The 20,700-nt window shown below is 46.3% G+C and carries 11 protein-coding genes and 1 other RNA gene; 4 read left to right on the top strand and 8 right to left on the bottom strand.

Features of this window, described 5'->3' with window-relative positions; translation table 11 throughout:
- Nucleotides 1-3: 3 nt before the first annotated feature.
- Together H8K32_RS06145 and H8K32_RS06140 are read right to left on the bottom strand one after the other, a co-directional pair.
- A complete protein-coding gene (locus H8K32_RS06145) occupies nt 4-2,199 on the bottom strand; it encodes a DNA polymerase III subunit gamma/tau (RefSeq protein ID WP_186911601.1) in 2,196 nt (731 codons plus the stop codon).
- 37 nt (nt 2,200-2,236) lie between these two features.
- Nucleotides 2,237-2,803: a TetR/AcrR family transcriptional regulator gene (locus H8K32_RS06140; RefSeq protein WP_186911600.1), complete on the bottom strand. Its 567-nt coding sequence runs from the start codon at nt 2,801-2,803 to the stop codon at nt 2,237-2,239.
- Between the two features lie 170 nt (nt 2,804-2,973).
- Here H8K32_RS06140 and H8K32_RS06135 point away from each other — a divergent pair, with 170 nt between their 5' ends.
- The gene (locus tag H8K32_RS06135) at nt 2,974-4,650 is read left to right on the top strand and encodes an isovaleryl-CoA dehydrogenase (RefSeq protein WP_186911599.1); all 1,677 of its coding nucleotides are present in this window, start codon (nt 2,974-2,976) and stop codon (nt 4,648-4,650) included.
- Nucleotides 4,651-4,709: 59 nt separating this feature from the next.
- On the opposite strand, the gene H8K32_RS06130 is transcribed toward H8K32_RS06135, so the two are convergent.
- From H8K32_RS06130 to ffs, 3 genes are all read right to left on the bottom strand, one after another.
- Complete coding sequence (locus tag H8K32_RS06130) at nt 4,710-5,543, bottom strand: potassium channel family protein (protein ID WP_246447149.1); 834 nt, start codon at nt 5,541-5,543, stop codon at nt 4,710-4,712.
- Between the two features lie 496 nt (nt 5,544-6,039).
- Nucleotides 6,040-6,501, bottom strand: coding sequence for a cache domain-containing protein (locus H8K32_RS06125; RefSeq protein WP_186911598.1), 462 nt, complete (start codon nt 6,499-6,501; stop codon nt 6,040-6,042).
- A 264-nt stretch (nt 6,502-6,765) separates the two neighbouring features.
- Nucleotides 6,766-6,864: signal recognition particle sRNA small type (gene ffs, locus H8K32_RS06120), an RNA gene on the bottom strand.
- 244 nt (nt 6,865-7,108) lie between these two features.
- Here ffs and H8K32_RS06115 point away from each other — a divergent pair.
- From H8K32_RS06115 to H8K32_RS06105, 3 genes are all read left to right on the top strand, one after another.
- A complete protein-coding gene (locus tag H8K32_RS06115) occupies nt 7,109-8,026 on the top strand; it encodes an ABC transporter ATP-binding protein (RefSeq protein ID WP_186911597.1) in 918 nt (305 codons plus the stop codon).
- A 9-nt stretch (nt 8,027-8,035) separates the two neighbouring features.
- The gene (locus H8K32_RS06110; RefSeq protein ID WP_186911596.1) at nt 8,036-11,611 is read left to right on the top strand and encodes a M1 family aminopeptidase; all 3,576 of its coding nucleotides are present in this window, start codon (nt 8,036-8,038) and stop codon (nt 11,609-11,611) included.
- A gap of 301 nt (nt 11,612-11,912) precedes the next feature.
- A complete protein-coding gene (locus tag H8K32_RS06105) occupies nt 11,913-13,061 on the top strand; it encodes a carboxypeptidase-like regulatory domain-containing protein (RefSeq protein WP_186911595.1) in 1,149 nt (382 codons plus the stop codon).
- 415 nt (nt 13,062-13,476) lie between these two features.
- Here the strand turns inward: H8K32_RS06105 and purL are convergent, their stop codons facing one another.
- From purL to H8K32_RS06090, 3 genes are all read right to left on the bottom strand, one after another.
- Nucleotides 13,477-17,478, bottom strand: coding sequence for a phosphoribosylformylglycinamidine synthase (gene purL / locus H8K32_RS06100; protein WP_186911594.1), 4,002 nt, complete (start codon nt 17,476-17,478; stop codon nt 13,477-13,479).
- Nucleotides 17,479-17,615: 137 nt separating this feature from the next.
- Complete coding sequence (locus H8K32_RS06095; RefSeq protein WP_186911593.1) at nt 17,616-19,292, bottom strand: ArnT family glycosyltransferase; 1,677 nt, start codon at nt 19,290-19,292, stop codon at nt 17,616-17,618.
- Nucleotides 19,293-19,478: 186 nt separating this feature from the next.
- A complete protein-coding gene (locus H8K32_RS06090; RefSeq protein WP_186911592.1) occupies nt 19,479-20,696 on the bottom strand; it encodes an EAL and HDOD domain-containing protein in 1,218 nt (405 codons plus the stop codon).
- Nucleotides 20,697-20,700 lie beyond the last annotated feature (4 nt).

The raw sequence follows: 20,700 nt of genomic DNA, 5'->3' as shown, positions 1-20,700 counted from the left end.
GCATTAAGCTGGACGAACACTACCGGTCACAATTGCAGCACCAAATTCGCGCATTAGGGTCTGGACAAACGAATCATTCTGAATCGCTTGCTCTGCCTGTTGCTGACGCACTTCACGCTCAGCAACCGCCCTCGCATTGGCGGTGAGTTCGACCGCACCGATTTTTGTTTCCACCCGAATAGTTTTCGAGAAACGATCCGATAGCGCAGCAGACAGTTTATCTACGCTACCTGCGGACAACAGCGTCGGCAAAGGTACGCGAATTTCAAATACAAATGCATTGCCATCCTGCCTGCAGTTTATCAATTCACTTTGCTGTGCCAATTGTTGCGCCACGCCGCGTACGGGCAAACTAGCAGCTAGCACTGGCCATTGCCCATCCCATTCCAGGGCAGGTACCACGCCACTCCATAAGCTACGATCAGCGCTGACAGGCTCAACTGCTGGCATCTCAGCCAAATGCTGCGGTACGGGGTCCGTCAAAGTTTCAGCTTGAGAAGTTATCACAGCTGGACGCTGCCTGGCTACCGGAACTGTAGCTGGCGCAGAGGCTTCAAATACATCCTCATCCCAGGGTGGTGGCATGTCATCCATCTCGACTGGCTGCATCTCGGACATCACCGTAACTGGAGCGACACGATTCATCACTGGCGCAGGTGGAACGGCTCTCGCTATCGTAGATTCACTCGAGACTGGTGCCGATGGCGTCGCTTGTGTCGTTGGTGCTGATGGAGTCAATGGTGCCGGCGTTTTTTGTACATCGATGGCAGGAGCCATAGAAGCAACAGCAGGCTCAACTCTTTCAAGAGGTTCCGGATTTACTGTGGCAGGTTTTGCCCCCGCACTTTTGGCACTTGCAGCCCGTGCGGCTGCCAAAGCGGCCATCGCCGGACTCACAGGTTTTGCAACACTAGCAGGAGTGGCTACAGGAGCCGCCGCATTTACTGGGGTAACCACGGCCTTAGCAGCCGTTGATACCGACAATGCGGCTGACGCCCCCGGCGCTGCAACACGAGTAGATGGAGCAGTTGCGTTTGCTGGCACAACGGTTCCGCGATTGACGTTAAGCGCAGGTGGGCTACCGACATCATTGACTGAAACTAAAGCCCCGCCCTCGACAGGCCGAAATGCCAGCATACGCAACAAGGTCATGCTAAAACCAGCATATTCGTCCGGCGCCAAAGCCAATTCATTGCGGCCGTGTACCGCAATCTGATAAAACAACTGCACCTCTTCTTTGCTAAACGTATTTGCCAGTCGCAATACATGCTCGCGTTCAGGCAAGTCATCCCCGACAGCAGCCGGTACCATTTGTGCGACAGCAATCTGATGCAATAAGGTACCCAAATCCTGCAAGGCCGCTTTGTAAGACAAACTTCTTGCCGACATTTCGTCCGCGACATCGAGCAAACTCTTACCATCATTGACAGCTAAGGCGTCCAGCAAGCGAATAAGATAGGACTGATCCAATGCTCCCAACATGCCCTGCACTGCTTCAAGACTGACTTTGCCAGCGGCATATGCGATTGCCTGATCTGTCAGAGACAAAGCGTCACGCATAGAGCCATGCGCACCCTGCGCCAACAAGCGCAAAGCAGGTTGCTCAAATTCTATGAATTCTTGCCCGAGAATATTTTCCAGATGACCAACAATGTGGCCAGGCGGCATTTGCTTGAGGTTAAATTGTAGGCAGCGCGACAACACCGTCACCGGGATTTTTTGCGGATCGGTCGTCGCTAAAATAAATTTGACGTGTTCAGGCGGCTCTTCCAAAGTCTTCAGCATTGCATTGAATGCGTGATTGGTGAGCATGTGCACCTCGTCGATCATATACACTTTAAAACGTGCATTCGACGGTGCATAAATCGCCTGCTCCAGCAAGGACGCCATTTCATCGACGCCGCGATTTGACGCCGCATCCATTTCTATGTAATCAACAAAACGCCCCGCATCAATTGCTGTACAAGCATCGCATACGCCACACGGGTTTGCAGTGATACCTTTTTCACAATTGAAAGATTTAGCCAGTATCCGTGACAGGGTCGTTTTACCTACCCCACGTGTTCCTGTAAATAAATAGGCGTGATGCAGCCGCTGCTGCTCGAGCGCATGAGTTAAAGCACGGACCACGTGCTCTTGCCCCACCAGCGTTTCAAAGCTTTTGGGACGATATTTTCGGGCGAGAACTTGATAAGACATTCTGAGATTTTACCCTATTCAGAAAGCGGAAAAGTGATCAGCATGATGGAATTTGCAAATATCCCATCACCAAAGCGTTTAACTGCATAGAAAATTCTGGATTTTTCAACTTTTGGGGCGACAACATTAGAGTTTGATATAACACGCCATAGACCGCCGCATGCACCAACTCTGGCAGTTTGCCCGGATATTGATCAAGATCGCAACTAGCGCGAAATAGCATCCCCCAAATATCCGCTATTTTAAGATACAAAGCATTAAAAGCCCTCCTATCAGAGATTTGTCTCTCTAATAAAATCAAGGCTGACCATTCTTCAACTTGCTTTGCGTGCAATTCAATCAAACGATCAAGCACATACTGCATCCCTTCAAGTAATGGCCTGCCCTGCCTTTCTACTATCCAAGCCTCCATACATACGCCTACATTCAAAAAACGCTGCTGCATACAATGCGCAGCAATCGATCTCTTACCAGGAAAATACTCATACAAAGTACCTACCCCTATACCTGCCACCAAAGCGATATCGCGCATGGTCAGACTGGAATAACCCTTCTCAACCAAAAGCCGAACAAAAGCTTCCAGAATTGCTCCCTGAGTCAACATTGAACGCTGCTGCACCGGCCTGCGCCTTGATTTTAGTGATTCCGCGACATCATTCATTTATATTTTTTCGAATTACAAACACGAACATACGGCAAAGATTTAAACGTTACACTGAATTTAAAACTTAGCATTAACATTGTTAATACATAAGAACAACTCAAGGAGACGACATGCAATGGCACACTCATGAAATAAGCAATCAGGTTCCGGAGCTGCAAGACTACAATATTTTCACTCAGGACAGCGCATTAATGCATGCGGTCAGTTATTTTGGCGCCGACTGGCAAACTGAAACACTACAACAGTCCGGTGAACTACTCGGTCGCGCCAGCACACTACAACTCGGCGAACTTGCCAACCGGCACCTGCCAGAACTACACACCCACAACCGTATCGGCGAGCGTGTAGACCGCGTCGACTTTCATCCGAGCTGGCATCAACTCCTTGGCTTACTGCGCCAGCAAGGCCTGCACGCCGCACCATGGGCAAATCCCAAAGCAGGTGCCCATGTAGCGCGCGCTGCGGGCTATTTCATGCAAGCGCAAGTTGAATCGGGTTCACTTTGCCCGACGACAATGACTTTCGCTGCCATTCCAGTGCTTAAAAATGAACCTGTGCTTTTTTCACTACTAAAGGACAAGTTATTTAGTAACGAACATGATGCCAACGATATACCTATTGCACAAAAAAAATCGATCCTGATCGGCATGGGCATGACCGAGAAACAAGGCGGCTCTGATGTGCGCACCAACACCACGATCGCCCGCCCAATAAACAACAATGGCAAGGAAGGACGTGGTGAGGCTTATTTGCTGACTGGCCACAAGTGGTTTTTTTCTGCACCCATGTGTGATGCGCATCTGGTACTGGCGAAGACAGAGAAAGGTTTATCCTGCTTTTTTGTTCCACGCTGGAGACTTGATGGCAGCAAAAATTCCATTCACATACAAAGACTCAAAGACAAACTCGGTAATAAATCCAACTCCAGCAGCGAAGTAGAATTTATGGACGCTTTTGGCATCATGGTCGGCGCCGAAGGAAGAGGGATTCCAACGATTATCGAAATGGCCAACCTGACCCGACTCGATTGCGTGATCGGCAGTGCCGCGCTGATGCGTCAAGCACTGAGCCAAGCGATGCACCACGCTCGCCATCGTCAGGCGTTTGGCAAACTTCTGATCGAGCAGCCTTTGATGCGCAACGTGCTTTGTGATCTAGCATTGGAAAGTGAGGCTGCAAGCTATCTGATGCTGAAATTAGCGCAAGCCCTGGATCATCCAGATGACCCGCTACAAAAAGCATGGAAACGCATCCTCACACCTGCGGCAAAATTTTGGATCTGTAAGCGCGCATTAGAATTCACCGGTGAATGCATGGAAGTCTGGGGTGGTAATGGTTATGTAGAAACCGGCCCCATGGCAAGACTGTATCGAGAAGCCCCGGTCAACTCGATTTGGGAAGGATCTGGCAATGTCATGTGCCTGGACGTATTACGAGCGATAGAAAGAGACCCAGAAGGAATGCAATTGCTGATCGCCGAATTGAATGCATCAACATCCGCGACGGTCAGAAAAATGGCAAGCGATCTCACCACTGATTTGAGTGCAACCCCAGAACACCAGGAAATGAACGCCAGACGATTTACACAAAAATTAGTTCTTGCTGCACAAAGCCTGCTTATGCACGAACTGGCACCTACTGCAATTGCCGATGCTTTTTCGCGTAGCAGATACGATGCGCACGGAGGCAAGGTCTACGGCACACTCAATTGTGCGGTTAGCATTGAATTACAACAAAGCATCCTTTACCGTGCATTTCCACCATTTCAACAACCAGCTACACCTTAAAAACCCGCTAAAAAAAATCAAACACAGCAGACGTACATTCAATGCGGAGCAATCAAATTTCATCGTTGACTGCTCTGCAGAGTTGACTCGACCTGCCCAGATCCATGCAACAAATTTGCATACAGCGCATCACGGCTTCTCAGCTCTTCACGCAAACCCGCCACCTCGCGACTTAAAGCGCGAATATCTGCGTGTAGTTCGCGCTCAAGCGCCGCTTCTTCCTCCCCCACAAATAGAGCCGCAATATTTGCCGTTACGATCGAGAACATAGCGTAGCCAAAAAGCACAATAAAAACCGCGAATATTTTAGACGCTGGCGTCGATGGAACAATGTCGCCGTAACCCACTGTCGCTACAGTCGTAAAGGCCAGCCAGACGCCATTCGAATACGTATTGACATTTGGTTCCAACCAATAAAATCCAGCACCCGCTGAAGTCAGCATAAGTACTGCTAAGGACATCATTTTCGCCAGATGCCCAGGCCTGACCTGCTGCAGCACTAACGTAGCGATGCGCAACACGATGGCTGCGCACAAAGCAAGTCGCAACAACCATTGCACCACGCCCCAATCAGATGGTGCGGGCAAGGCACTAAGAATACAGCCACAGATAATACCTATATCCAGAGCCATTTTGCCACTACGATGACGTCCTACGCGGTTTCGGCGCCATTGAATCATGGTATCCAAGGACATCAATAATGCTGAACAAGCGTAGCTTAGACGTCCATAAAAACGCAGCGAATCTGTCTCACCATCGAGTAACAAATAAAATGCCGGAATACTCAACAGTAAGCCAGCCAGCAATAGCGGTCGCGATAGAAAAGAAAAAAAGCGCTGACTTAAAGCAGAAGCATTAACTTGCTGCTTATTTTTTTGACGTCTATTTTTCATTCAAGTCTCCGCACTTATAATTTCAAACATCATTACGTTTTATTTGCCAATGGTCTTGATATCCAACAAACCAACATAAGAAATGAAATAACACCACGAGAACTGGATAACAGCAACAACACCGAACACCGACCCAGTCCATAGATATGGGGCCAAGATACCGACCACACAAAGCGAATCACTACCCAATGATTGTATTGGGTAAGTTGGTGAAATTATTATTGATAGGGGATTACTCGGCAATTTTGCGCTTATCGCCACTTCCTATGAATATGAAGGAATCGTCTTAAGGGCTATTATGGCAAAGTACGATATATAGCTCACGGCAACACCTTCAACTCCATTACGCCGCTATTGATCACATCAACAAATAAGATCTGTTTCGATGTGGAAATAAGAAAAAATATAACTTATGTTGAAATTAAAACCAGCAAAAAATGCTATCTTACCATCGATTTTTTTATAAAATTTCTTGGAAGATCATGATGACAGCACTTCATTTATACACGCCACAACCAATAAAATAATCATCCACTTTTTCTACATAAGTTGATTTAGTTTCGAGCATTTTTGTCACGGGATTAGGCCACTGATACTCTACCCATCCCTTCCCTGCGCTCTTCACAACCGCCAACATTTCCTTGACGACAAACTTATCTCCGACCTTCAAGTCAATCATATTCTTGCCATTCATTTTTGGATTATTTCCGTGACTCAAGTTTACGCCATTGAGATCATAGGCAAAAAGGTACAAATCACGGTCATGAAAATCCTTGTTGGATTTATTGGCAAACTCGACAAAGGCTTTTTCTTTACCATTTTCTTTAATATAGCTCAGACCTCTTTTAACCATCGCCACTGCCTCATCTGGGCTAGCTCTATCGCCAGCTGCAAATACTGGCGAAACCAACAACAAGCTAAATAAACTAATGAATATGCTTCTACGTAGAAGTAACATGCTTGCCTCCCTGAATGTATGTCGAAAGTAAAATAATGCCCAAGCAATACCCTTGGAAAATTTTACTGTGAGAACAAGTACCGATCTAAATTTGCAAAACAATAGATGTACAAATTCATTTATCAGATTAATTAAAAAATCTCAAAAGACAAGCTAATTAGAGAAGTGCAATGAAAAACAAAGGGAAATTAAGGGGAGAAATAAAACAGAAGCGCAATACAGAAAAGTAAGCAGGAAGATTGAGATGGAAAGACCAAATACTAAGTTGGCGAGCCTGGTCTGCGGCACTTGCGGGAAATGACTGTGGCTGCTTCGTTCCCGACCTGACCAGATTGGCCATGCCGCAATGCGCAGGGGCCCGCCAGCGGCAATTATAGCGCAAACAACTCAGCCGTGGAGGCATTTATAAAATCAGGAATCACTTTCCTTGGTTATTTCATACAAGAACTTCGAATTCTATGACGATTTTTTTGGATTCTATCCACATAAAAATGAGTTTCGTCTTATCGCGGTAGAAATCTTCATTACTTTAGATTAAATTCTTGACATCTCAAAATCCCATAAGGATGATGAGATATCTTTTCAAAATAACAACCAGGGACGCAAAATGGAACTTCGCATACAACATCTTTCTAAACAATATAGTAATGGTGTACAAGCTTTAAACGATATCAGCCTGACTATCCCAGCCGGCATGTTTGGCTTACTCGGCCCAAATGGCGCCGGCAAGTCAACATTAATGCGCACCCTCGCGACACTGCAAGATGCAGATTCGGGAACGGCGCATCTGGACGCCATTGATATCCGCACCCATAAAGATGACATTCGTCGCCTACTCGGCTATCTGCCACAGGATTTCGGTCTTTACCCCAAAGTGAGTGCCTACGATTTGCTGGAACATTTTGCGTTACTTAAGGGGATCGATAACCGAAAAGAGCGCAAGGAAGTCGTTGAAGCCCTACTTCATCAGACCAATTTATATAATGTAAAAAACAAACACGTAGGCGGTTTTTCTGGCGGTATGCGTCAGCGTTTTGGTATTGCGCAGGCACTGATCGGCAATCCAAAATTGATCATCGTCGATGAACCTACTGCAGGTCTCGATCCGGAAGAACGAGTACGCTTCCATAACCTTCTGTCCGACATTGGTAATGACAAAATCGTGATTCTGTCCACACATATAGTGGAAGACGTCGCCGACCTCTGCAATAACATGGCGGTAATTAATAAGGGACAAGTGATTTTAAAAGGACAGCCCTTACCCTTAATTGATTCGATTCAAGGCAAAATCTGGAAGCGCTTCATAGAAAAATCCGAGCTTACTCAATTCCAACAGAATTACAGTGTCATATCTAGTCGCCTCACATCAGGTCGCACTTTAATCCACGTCTACGCTGACCACCAACCTGCAGACGGATTTACTCAAGCACATGGCAACCTAGAAGATGTCTACTTCGCGGCGATGGCAGGTCTTCTCAAAACAGATGTACATGTCAATCACAACAGCAATGTCCGCGTCGCTTAAGGAGTGAGTATGTTAGCTATCATGTCTTTTGAGCTGCGGCAAAAATTCCGCAGCATATCTACCTACGTTTACTTTCTCATGTTTTTCTCATTGGCGATGCTGTGGATGGCGGCAGCGGGTGGAGTATTTTCGGGTGCAACGGTCAGCTTTGGAGGTAAAACATATATTAACGCGCCTTCATCGGTTTCGCAGACCATTACATTTTTAGGCTTCTTTGGAACGGTGATCGTTGCCGCGATGATGGGTCGCGCTATCCAGCAAGATACCGAAAACAATATCTGGCATTTCTTTTACACGTCACCAATTAACAAATATCAATATTTATCTGGACGTTTCCTCGGTGCTTTTTTGACGTTGATCGCCATTTTTTCCAGCGTCGGGCTTGGTGCATGGTTAGGCTGCTACTTACCGGGCCTTGAAGCGGTGCGTCTTGGACCGAATCAACCGATGGCTTACATACTCCCTTATCTCTATTCTTTAATTCCAAATTTTTTGATTTTTGGCGCCTTGTTTTTCACGATGGGTGCGCTGCTACGTCGCATGTTGCCAGTTTATGTGGCAAGCGTATTCTTACTCATCGGCTATTTAGCATCTGGCCACCTGCTCGGTGATTTGGATAATAAGACGCTTGCTGCGTTGATTGACCCATTTGGTTCCAGAGCTATTAGTCATCTCACCGAATATTGGAGTGTCGCAGACAAAAACACCCGATTGGTTCCTCTAAGCGGCATCTATCTGACCAATCGCCTGATTTGGGGTGCCTTTGGCATCATCATGATGGGACTATGCTTCTGGCGTTTCAATTTTTCTGCCGCCAATATCAGTGGTAAGCAAAAGAAAGAATTAGCTCAAGCAGCACCAGTTATTAAACAAGTTCAAGTAGTGCACACCAACTTCTCCAAAATGAGCTTGTGGCACATATTTGTTGCACAAACAAAATTGAATCTGCGTGAGACCGTAAAAAATATTTACTTCATCGCGATTGCCTTGTGCGGCATCCTGTTTATGGCATCGACCGCACCGGTTATTACAAAAATGTTCGGCACATCGACCTATCCTGTGACTTACGCTGTGCTGGAAGTACTAAGTGGAAGCTTTGCGCTCTTTATGCTGATCATTACCACGTTTTATGCTGGCGAATTGGTATGGCGTGAGCGCGATGCAAAAATATCACAGTTATTTGATACCCTGCCCATTCCCAATGCACTTCCATTTCTGTCTAAGCTAAGTTCACTCATTTTATTGCAAGGCATTTTGCTGTTTGTACTGATGGTATTCGGGATTGCGTTCCAAACCATTAAGGGTTATCACAATTACGAAATATCAGAATACGTGTATCAATTATTCCTGATGCAGTGGCCAGATTACATGCTAGTTGCCGTGTTAGCGATGGCAATTCAAGTCATCGTCAATAATAAATACGTTGGCTATTTCTTGATGATTGCCTATTACGTAGGACAGGTATCTTTACCAGGTCTTGGCTTTGAGCATCCTATGCTGGTCTACGGAAATACTCCAAGCATCACTTATTCCGCAATGAACGGCTATGGCCACTTCCTGCCTCGCTTCCGTTGGACCGAGGCCTATTGGGCTGGCGCTGCACTGATTCTGGTCGCAGCTTCAATGTTGTTCTGGGTGCGTGGAACGACAACCGACTGGCGCGGCCGGGTTCGCCTTGCCAAGTTAAATTCTGGTAGCTCGACAAGCTTTATTGCGGCCGTTGGTGCGATTTGCTTTATTGGTACGGGCAGCATTTTGTTTTATTTCTATAACGTTCTGAATACTTACAAAAATACTTACGGCAAACAAACGGATCAGGCAAATTACGAGAAGCAATACAAGCAATTTGAAGCTGTGCCGCAACCGCGCATTACCGACGTCAAAATGAATGTCGATATTTTCCCGGACAATCGTAGCGCTCATATCAGCGGTGATTATGTTTTGACGAATCGTAGCAACACCACGATTAATGAGATATTTATCACGCAAGATGATGAGGTCAAAATTAATGATTTCAAATTCGATAGAGAAAACACGACAAAAATCAATGATCGCGCCCATGGCTTCTACAGCTATACGCTAAAGCAGCCCTTGCTGGCCGGTGAAAAAATGGCACTGCATTTTGAACTTACTGCTGACCCAAAAACGTTCTTAGGCATGAGCCAAAGCAAAACAGTCCTCAATAACGGTACTTTCTTCAATAGCCAATTGATGCCACACATCGGCTATCAAGCAGGCGTCGAACTGGTTGAAGATAAGGATAGGCGTAAGTTGGGTTTGAAAGAGAAAGAACGCATGGCGGCACGCGACGACGTCAAAGCGCTCCAAAATAACTATATCTCGAATGATGCTGACCTGATCAACTTTGACGCTGTCGTCTCAACCAATGCGGATCAGATGGCGATAGCTCCTGGTAAATTCGACCGCGAATGGAGCAAAGATGGACGTCGCTACTTCCATTACAGTCTAGATAAACCGATCTGGAATTTCTATGCTTTCCAATCGGGAAAATACGAAGTTAAAAAAGCACAGTGGAACGATGTTGCTATTGAGATTGACTACCAAAAGGGACACGAATACAACCTCGATCGTATGATCCTAGGCGTACAAAAATCGCTCGACTACTACACCAAAAACTATAGCCCTTACCAACACAACATGGTCAGGATTATCGAGTTCCCAAGGTACGAAGGTTTCGCGCAGGCTTTTCCGAATACGATTCCTTTTTCTGAATCGATAGGATTTATTGCCAAGGTAGACGATAGTGACCCAAAAGATCTTGATTATCCGTTTTATGTTACTGCTCATGAGGTAGCGCATCAATGGTGGGCACATCAGGTTCTTGCCGGAAATACGCAAGGGGCTACCGTGCTTTCAGAAACGCTGGCACAGTATTCAGCTCTGATGGTGATGAAGCATCAATATGGTGATGCGAAAATGCGCCGATTCCTGAAATTTGAATTAGACCGTTACCTCATGGGGCGCGGACAAGAGCGCAAAAAAGAGCTGCCTTTAGCTTTAAACGAAAATCAACAATACCTGCACTATCGCAAAGGTAGCGTTGTCATGTATCTGCTGCAGGATCAGATTGGCGAAGATAAAGTCAACGAAGCCTTAAGAGATGTGATTAATCAATATGGCGGGAAAGGTGCACCTTATCCAAATAGCCGAGTCTTAGTTGATGCGATTCGTAAGGTGACACCAGCCGACAAACAATCGCTGATCGACGATTTGTTTGATTCTATTATTTTGTTTGAAAACCGTGCACTGTCCGCAACTGCTAAGCCATTAAGCGATAGCAAGTATGAAGTCAGCATGAAAATCGAAGCTGGAAAGTTCAAAGCAGACGAATTAGGCGCTGAGAAAGAAGTCCCATTGCATGAATGGATGGATATCGGTGTCGACGACAAAGATGGCAACCCCTTGTTACGCGAACGTCGATTTATTGATCGTAAAAACATGTCGTTCACGGTTATTGTCAAAGGTGAGCCTGCAAAAGCTGGCATCGACCCTGACAACAAGTACATAGACAGAACGCCGGATGACAATCTGGTTAAAGTCGATATACTCAATAGCAAATCATAAGTTTTTTTTACTTGCGCGTTAAAAGAGGAGGCACGCCCTCCTCTTTTCATTTTAGCAGCCCGGGTCTGATGCAGCACCGATTGTCAACACCGCGCGCAACTGTTATCGTGAAAACAATTTCGATTTCCATACGACGACTGCCAGTAATGTGCCACTTTTGAGTCATTCGCGGTTAGGGAGTATTGCTCGGAATCGGCACGAAACCGTCAGTCAGGCAAAGCCGCAATCCGATAATGTAATATTAATTTTGCCGGGCAGCTTTAGTTCACAGAGCTCACACATGAAGTACAAGTAATGACCAATGTCCACTTTTCAACATAGCTACCTCATGATATATCCAGTTCCCCGTCTTGTTTCGATTGCCTTGATTCCCTTGCTGCTTATCTCAACCGCGACCTTCGCAGGCGAGCTGACCGGGGTTGTAAAAGACCCAAACGGTAAACCGCTTGCTAATGCCATTGTTGCCGCAACACCCGAGAAGCCGCAGATGGTTGATGGGCACCGGGTACGTCATATCACGCACACAGACGCGGAAGGCCACTTCAAATTCAATGATCTCCCGGGTGGCTCATATGGCGCAACGGCGACCTTTCCAAAGCTGGGTTCCGCCTTTCTTGGACTCTTGTCGGTACCTGAAACCGGGACGCTCGACAAGCAGATTTTTCAACTGGGAACTAGCGCATCGACTTTTGAAGGAGAAATACATGCGCCTTCAGGGCTAATCCCGGAGGGATTGATTGTCGCGGCAAATAGGGTGAGCAATGATGCCGGTGATACGTTTTACGGCGAAGTGCACGATAGTCACTTTCAGATCAGCCTTGCCCCTGGACGATATCAGTTAGCTGTCATCGCACCGGATTGGAGCTCATTAGGAAAAATGGTCGTAGTCCCTAGTCCTAAAGCGAAAGTTGATTTCGCAATTTTCCGGGAACGCGGCAGCGATCCTGCCCTAGCGGTTGAACTCGAAAAAATGGCAGCTGCAGACCAAGACGCCCGTATGCACTGGATTCAGGCACAGGATCAGTCGCACTCGGAGGAGACAAAAAAAGTAGATACAGGCAATGTAGCGCGCCTGAGAGAAATTATTGCGACTAAAGGTTGGCCAGGCGCGGAATTAGTTGGGACTGCCGGTGCTAAAGCCGCGTGGTTGATCGTGCAACATGAAGATGGTCCGTTGCTGGAGCAATGCTTACCATGGTTGAAGGCAGAGGCAGAACGTGGTGGCCTCGCTTGGTCGACAGTGGCACTAAGTATTGACCGCGTATTGATTGTGGAAGGAAAGAAGCAACGGTATGGATCGCAGGCTGAAATCAAGGATGGCAAAGTCGAATTGCAACCAGTCGAAGACGAGGCTCATCTCGATGAACGACGCGCTCAGGTAGGACTAGAGCCAATCGCCGAATACAAGGCGCAATTATTGAAGCTTTACACCCCTGCTGCTACAAACTAATCACGAGTAATAGTGTATTTTGTTGTTCGCTTTGAAGTCTTTGCAAAAAAACTATAAGGCAGTTTATTCGTCGTTTGAACGCGCGTCGGCATTTGGTGAATCTGGCGCCGACGAGATGCGGCCGCAACCATTGGTCGAAAGCTTACATTATGATCTTTGCTGCCAAATGCCAAAATTTGAAAAGATTTGAACGTCCGCATTGGAGAATGTCGACCGGCTAATCAGGGCACAACTGAGCCAATCACCGCGAACAATCAACACCAGTTCACCACCATTAACTGGACAATTGATATACGGGCACATCTCAAGTTACCTAGTTTAAGTTTTGCATTTCGATTTTGCAAAAAAAGCTCTCGCCAATTTGTGCGAGAGCTTTTTTATTCAACAAACTACATTGTCTTAGCAAGTGAAAACTTTAACCCACCCATTTACGCGCATTACGGAAAACGCGCATCCAAGGTGAGTCTTCTGCCCAGTCATCTGGATGCCATGAATGAATAGCGGAGCGGAATACGCGTTCCGCGTGCGGCATCATGACTGTAAAACGACCATCTGCATTGGTGACCGAAGTAATGCCTTGCGGAGAACCGTTCGGGTTGTATGGATACGCCTCTGTTGCTTGTCCACGATGATCGACAAAACGCATTGCCGCTTGCACTTTAGTGATGTCACCAGTGGTTGAGAAATCAGCAAAGCCTTCACCGTGTGCGACAGCGATTGGGGTCTGTGTACCCGCCATGCAATCAAACAAAATGGAATTTGATTCGAGCACTTCTACCATTGCAAAGCGGGCTTCAAATTGTTCCGATTTATTGCGGGTAAATTTAGGCCACGCTTCTGCGCCAGGAATAATCGACTTCAAGTTACTCATCATCTGACATCCGTTACAGATGCCCAGACCAAATGTATCGTTGCGATGGAAGAACGCTGAGAACTGTTCAGACATCATGCTGTTAAACAAGATGGTTTTGGCCCAACCTTCACCTGCACCTAATACGTCGCCGTAAGAGAAACCACCGACTGCGATTAAACCTTTAAAGTCCGCTAATTTAACACGTCCGGCAATCAAATCGCTCATATGGACGTCAACAGATTCGAATCCTGATTTATGCATCACATAGGCAGTTTCAATGTGGGAATTGACGCCCTGCTCGCGCAGGATTGCCACTTTTGGACGAACACCTTTTGCGATAAATGGTGCAGCAATATCCGCTTGCATATCAAAGCTGATCTTTGGCTGCATACCTGGATCTTGCACGTCCAGAATGCGGGCATACTCTGCATCTGCACAAGCGGGGTTGTCACGCATACGCGCGATCTGCCAGCTGGTTTTACTCCAGATTTGATGCAATGAAGACCGTGCCTCAGTAAAGATTTCTTTGGCATCGCGCATGAAGCCTATATTGTCGCCCTGGTGTGCTTTGCCGATGATGTGGCTACATGCACCTAAATTATGTGCACGCAATACATCCATGACTTCAGAACGTTGTTCTGTACGAACCTGTATTACCGCACCGAGCTCTTCATTGAACAAAGCGCGTAACGTCAAATCGTTACGACGCTCAGCAACCTGCCCTGCCCAATTTTTAGCGTCACCCTGATCGGCTGCATGTTCCGCTTCCATCGTCAGAATATCGAGATTAATCGACAAGCCTGCGCGGCCAGCAAATGCCATTTCACACAGCGTCGCAAACAAGCCACCATCCGAACGATCGTGATACGCCAGGACTTTATTTTCACGATTTAATTGTTGAATCGCTGCGAAGAAGGCTTTCAAATCTTCGGCACTATCCACATCAGGTGCTTGATCACCGATTGCTTGCATCACTTGCGTAAAGCAAGATGCGGCGAGACGGTTTTTACCTCGGCCGAGATCAATCAAAATCAGACTGGTATCGCCCTGATCGAGACGAATTTGTGGCGTCAATGTCTTGCGAACATCGTAGACAGGAGCAAAACCAGAAATGATCAACGATACCGGTGACATGACCGATTTATTCTGATCATCTTCTTTCCATGTAGTACGCATGGATAAAGAGTCTTTACCGACTGGAATACTAATACCCAGCGCCGGGCACAATTCCATGCCGACTGCTTTCACTGTATCAAACAGCGCTGCATCTTGCCCTGGTTGACCACATGCAGCCATCCAATTGGCGGAGAGTTTGATATCTGAAATTTCTTTGATTGGTGCTGCTGCGATGTTGGTAATTGCCTCACCCACTGCCATACGGCCCGACGCTGGTGCATCAATAACGGCCAACGGAGTGCGCTCACCCATGGACATCGCTTCACCCAGATAGCCTTCAAAACTCATGGTAGTGACTGCGCAATCAGCAACAGGCACCTGCCATGGACCAACCATCTGATCACGCACGGTGGTTGCGCCAACGCTACGATCACCAATCGTAATCAAGAAAGACTTATCGGCAACAGTTGGTAAACTCAGAATGCGATGCGCAGCGTCACGCAAATCGATGCCAGTCAAATCCAAAGGCGCAAATGCTTTTTGAACACGCTCAACAATGCGATGCATCTTAGGTGGTTTGCCCAACAATACATTCATTGGCATATCAACCGGAGAATTGTTATGTTCAGGGTCGATCACCTTCAATTGGCGTTCTTCAGTGGCGGTACCAACGACGGCAAACGGGCAACGTTCACGCTCACAGAAACTGCGGAATAATTCAAGGCTTTCTGAGGCGATTGCCATGACGTAGCGTTCTTGCGATTCGTTACTCCAAATCTCTTTTGGAGCCATGCCGCTTTCTTCGAGATGGATTTTACGTAAATCGAAAATCGCACCACGCTTGGCATCATTCGTAATTTCAGGAAATGCATTCGACAAGCCACCAGCACCAACGTCATGAATCGACAAAATCGGATTGTCATCACCCATTTGCCAGCAGGAATTGATCACCTCTTGCGCACGACGTTCCATCTCCGGATTGCCACGTTGTACCGAGTCAAAATCAAGATCCGCCGTATTGGTACCAGTTGCCATCGATGAGGCAGCACTACCGCCCATACCAATACGCATGCCTGGTCCACCAAGTTGTATCAACAGACTACCAACCGGCAAATCATTTTTGAGTGTGTGTTTGGCGGAGATATTACCAATACCACCTGCAATCATAATCGGCTTGTGATAGCCGTAGATGGTACCAGCAACGTTTTGTTCATAGGTACGGAAATAACCGCCCAGGTTTGGACGACCAAATTCGTTATTAAATGCCGCGCCACCTAATGGTCCATCGACCATGATTTGCAAAGCAGATGCGATGCGATCTGGCTTACCGTAAACTGCAGCAGACTTTTCGCCGGTATTGCAATCGCTGGCATTTTCCCAAGCTTGTACATGACCAGGAATGTGCAAATTGGAGACCGTAAAACCGCACAAGCCAGCTTTTGGCTTTGCACCACGACCTGTTGCACCTTCATCACGAATTTCACCACCAGCACCAGTGGAAGCACCAGGGAATGGGGAGATCGCGGTCGGGTGATTATGCGTTTCCACCTTCATCAAAATGTGAGTCAGTTCTTCAGATGCCTGATAAACACTGCCCTGCTCACCATTCTTTGGATAAAAACGTTGAACCGTTGCGCCTTCGATAATCGATGAATTGTCGCTATATGCTACCACCGTCCCTTGAGGGTGTAATTCGTGGGTATTTTTGATCATCTTGAACAAAGACTTGTCTTGAGTGACGCCGTCTATGGTCCAGTCTGCATTGAAAATTTTATGGCGGCAATGTTCGCTATTCGCCTGTGCGAACATCATTAACTCGACGTCAGTAGGATTACGCTTTACCGTGTTAAATGCATCAACCAGATAGTCGATTTCATCGTCCGACAACGCAAGCCCCAGCGTTGTATTGGCTTCGAGTAATGCTTGTTTGCCACCAACCAGAATATCGACAAATGCCAATGGCTTAGCTTCCAACGTACTGAACAATGCCTGTGCTTCATTGGTATGCGACAAGACCATTTCTGTCATGCGATCATGCAACAATGCAGCTATCACATCACGGTTCGCTTGCTTGATCTCTTTCGTGCCGCCAAAAAAGCCAGTTTTCATTTGTACAAAATAACTGACACCACGCTCAATCCTGCGAATCTGAGGCATGCCGCAGTTGAGGGCAATTTCAGTCGCTTTACTAGCCCACGGAGAAATCGTACCGAGACGCGGGATCACGACAAAAGTCTCACCCTCCTCGGTTCCGCTGAATGATTCGCCGTACACCAGCAGCGCTTTCAGGCGATCAATTTCAGTTTCTTGAAGCGCAGAGCTGACATCAACAAAATGTTGATATCTTGCAGTGACACCAACAATATTGGCATCAACTTCTTGCAGACGGTTAAGAAGATTGGAAGTACGAAAAGCAGACAGGGCATTAGAGCCTGACAATATCAACATGGCGTGAGAGGTATTGGGCAATAGCGCGAGACAGTTTCTCTCTAACTATCGCAGGTTGGACGAGAAAACCGTGATTATACCTTGATGCCAAGGCGCACTCCAGAACAGCGCGAATTAAATCAGCACAAATCTCTGACTTAATTTGAAAAAATGGAAGTGTTTCCGATTTGTGCGATCAATTTGAACTGTTTGGAATAATTTTTTTGCTTGAATTCATCCAAATCTTGCTTCACAACAAGCAAAGATACCGTTCCAGTCGTCATCACTTTCATGAATTCAGCATCATCAATGACAATGTTATTTTTATGTAATTTATTTCCCCAAAACAAATCACTGCTATGACTCTCAACGATTTTAACTGGCTTTTTTAAATAAAATGGAACCGAGGATTGCTGTTCAAATACATGGAATAAATAAACCTCAGATGCAGCATTATTTTTCTGCAAAAAGCTAATCGTCGAACGCGCTGAATTAACATCATCCAATGCAGTCAATGTTTCCAACAATATTGGCAAGCTCAACACCGGCAATAACAGATAAGCAAACACCCCTATCCTTGTCACGCTAAACGCCACTACCATACTAACCAGAACAGCGATGAGTAATCCGATCAAGCTATACAAAACAAAATTTGATGCGTCAATGCCACCAATTAACAACCCGTTCATACTGTCGTGGCTTGCAGTGAGCAACCACCAAATTGCGAACGAACAGAATGCAATCAAAACAATCCCGGGTACCAACATCCTCCAGCTTGCTGCTTTTATTTTACTTTCGACCATAAACGCCAATTGCATAGCAGCCACGGGCATGACCGCAACCAAATAGTAATTTGCTTTAGCACTAGAACTAGAAAAGAACAGCACGGGCATCAACCATGCCATAAAGAGAAACAAATGTAGCTTCTTATCCTGAAGCACTTGCCCCTTAGCGAAGAGCAAACTTGGTAAGAGTAACGACCAAGGAAATAAAAATATCAACACCCGTGGAATGTAGTACCACCATGCCCCTGCATAATAATCGTGTGGTTCGCGCTTTCCGAGAAAACGCAATATGTGTTCATTGATAAAATAAAACCAGGCAAAAATCGGCTCTGTCATCATGGCGGCGATATGCCATGGTGCGGAAATAACAAAAAATACCAACAATCCGCGCCAGTTAAACCACAGACCCAGACGCTGAAAGAAATCACCGATCGAGCTTGAACTTATCAATATGTAAGACCCAATGATCGCTGAAAACAATATCAGCGACACAAATCCCTTAGCTAGCAACGCAAATGCAAGCAACGCCATCGTACGGTACAGTAAAGACTGTTGCCTGCTTTCGAGATAGAGATAAGCATGCATCACTGCACCGGTTAAAAACACAGTGAGCAACATGTCAAACATCAGCGTTCTCGCCATTGCGGTCACACCCAAAGCGGATACGAAAACGATTGCTGCAAATTTACCGGCAGTTTCTCGGTTCACTTGTCTCGCAAACCATAAAATGAGTCCAACACATCCAAGACACGACAAAGCTGGCACTAATCTGACCACCCACTCCGCCTCACCAAACATTCCAAAAAACATGGCGGTCAACCAATACAACAAGGGTGGTTTTTCCATGTAGGAAAGTCCGTTCAGATGCGGGATGATCCACTGTGCCCAGTCTCCGGAATGCAGCATTTCTCGCGAAATTTCGGCGTATAAGCCTTCATTATTATCGAGCACAGCATATCCACCCAATCTAAACCCTACGAAATAGATAGCCACTACCCATACCAACCAACGTGGCATATCAGGAAATAGAGGTGTTTTCTGTACTTGCATTCAATAACAATTCAACAAAATGACCACAACAAATAGGACTTACGCAAAATTTTCCTCAACGAGCTTGTCAGTCGTGCGGTACAAATTGTACAACAACGAACCATCATTCCGTTGAGTTGCTTTTTGGGTAAGTCCAAACAAAAATGGCAAGCGCTCACGCTTGCCATATTCAAGCATTACAAACAATCACGCAGCCGATGCAACGTTTTTGGCCCAAACTAGTGATGCCAAATGCGCGGCATTCACGTCCTCAGCCGATATTTTGACTGATTCAGCCAAAGACCCAACCAAAGTACTATTTAATTCACTTGCCTCAGCCAATGCCAGATAAGGGCCATAAATACCGCCTCTTGAAATCAACGCATCAGTAACAACATCCGGAAGTTGAATAGAAGACAAAACTTCTTGCATTGGCAAACCAAGCAAGCGATCTAATAGCGAAAACATACCGGCCACGAATAAATTTTCAGCCTCAGCCTTTGACATCTTCATTTGCCCGAGCACTTCAGCGAAGCGACCACGGACGATTGCAGTTTCTAACAAAACAGGCGAATACCCACTGCTACTCGCAGTTGCCAGTAATACCGTCAACCATCGGTACAAAGGACTATATCCCAGCATTTGTACTGCATGTTTTAAAGACTGCACTTCAGTTCGCAAACCAAATCCTGCAGAGTTAATGTAGCGCAGCAATTTATATGCCAAAGTCGGATCTCTCTTGACCACCAACTCTAACTGCTGAACATCCGCATTTTTTCTGACCATCTCCATCAATTGCAAAATAGTCGTCTGTGACGAGTTCAGCGCCTTAGGCGCAGAACTCGGACGTGGTGTCAAATGCAACTTACCTACAAAACTATCCAACCCTAAAGCGGAACACGCGTCGAAATCCTGCCAGGTTGCTACGTTGCGAGCGACCATTTTTACCGCTGACTGCTTTAGGCTAGCATAAACCTTTGCTTGTGATGCAAAGTTGGATGCGTTTAGCTTTACTTCTATATGCGAAACGTAGGCAAAAAACGAACGCTCCAGCGTTGTAATTTCAGCCCCGCGTAAGCAAATTCCGAAGCCCAGCGTGCGTAGTTTTTTAACCGCCTCCAGAGTCGCTTCATTTGCAAAATACTTCTTATGCAAAATAAGCACTGTGTTTTTAGGAGGAAATAAACTCAAACCTTCAGCCTGCAACAGCTCAGGTGCGGCCTCTAGAAAAAGCAGACTGTCACCTAATAAAAAACCTTTATCGTCATCGTTGAGGTGACCAGCAACAAACTCAAGCAAATGATTGAGGTTTTCTAAGCTAGTTTCGGCGTTCGGATCTTTTTGTAGCCATGAAAACTGAAAACCTATTACTCGCTGCTTGGGATCAAGTAAAGGTTCGCGTAAAATAAAATTATCTTCAATCATGTCG

Origin of the sequence: Cognatundibacterium jejuense (assembly GCF_014284255.1) — a bacterium.
GTDB classification, from domain to species: Bacteria; Pseudomonadota; Gammaproteobacteria; order Burkholderiales; family Burkholderiaceae_D; genus Undibacterium; species Undibacterium jejuense.
Note: the sequence above shows the minus strand (reverse complement) of the source record. Positions and strands in the feature narration are given on the sequence as shown.

Bases quoted from the DNA above. Each gene is read 5' to 3' on its own strand.
- H8K32_RS06145 (WP_186911601.1), bottom strand. From the start codon at position 2,199: ATGTCTTATCAAGTTCTCGCCCGAAAATATCGTCCCAAAAGCTTTGAA.
- H8K32_RS06140 (WP_186911600.1), bottom strand. From the start codon at position 2,803: ATGTTGACTCAGGGAGCAATTCTGGAAGCTTTTGTTCGGCTTTTGGTT.
- H8K32_RS06135 (WP_186911599.1), top strand. From the start codon at position 2,974: ATGCAATGGCACACTCATGAAATAAGCAATCAGGTTCCGGAGCTGCAA.
- H8K32_RS06130 (WP_246447149.1), bottom strand. From the start codon at position 5,543: ATGAAAAATAGACGTCAAAAAAATAAGCAGCAAGTTAATGCTTCTGCT.
- H8K32_RS06125 (WP_186911598.1), bottom strand. From the start codon at position 6,501: ATGTTACTTCTACGTAGAAGCATATTCATTAGTTTATTTAGCTTGTTG.
- H8K32_RS06115 (WP_186911597.1), top strand. From the start codon at position 7,109: ATGGAACTTCGCATACAACATCTTTCTAAACAATATAGTAATGGTGTA.
- H8K32_RS06110 (WP_186911596.1), top strand. From the start codon at position 8,036: ATGTTAGCTATCATGTCTTTTGAGCTGCGGCAAAAATTCCGCAGCATA.
- H8K32_RS06105 (WP_186911595.1), top strand. From the start codon at position 11,913: ATGTCCACTTTTCAACATAGCTACCTCATGATATATCCAGTTCCCCGT.
- purL (WP_186911594.1), bottom strand. From the start codon at position 17,478: ATGTTGATATTGTCAGGCTCTAATGCCCTGTCTGCTTTTCGTACTTCC.
- H8K32_RS06095 (WP_186911593.1), bottom strand. From the start codon at position 19,292: ATGCAAGTACAGAAAACACCTCTATTTCCTGATATGCCACGTTGGTTG.
- H8K32_RS06090 (WP_186911592.1), bottom strand. From the start codon at position 20,696: ATGATTGAAGATAATTTTATTTTACGCGAACCTTTACTTGATCCCAAG.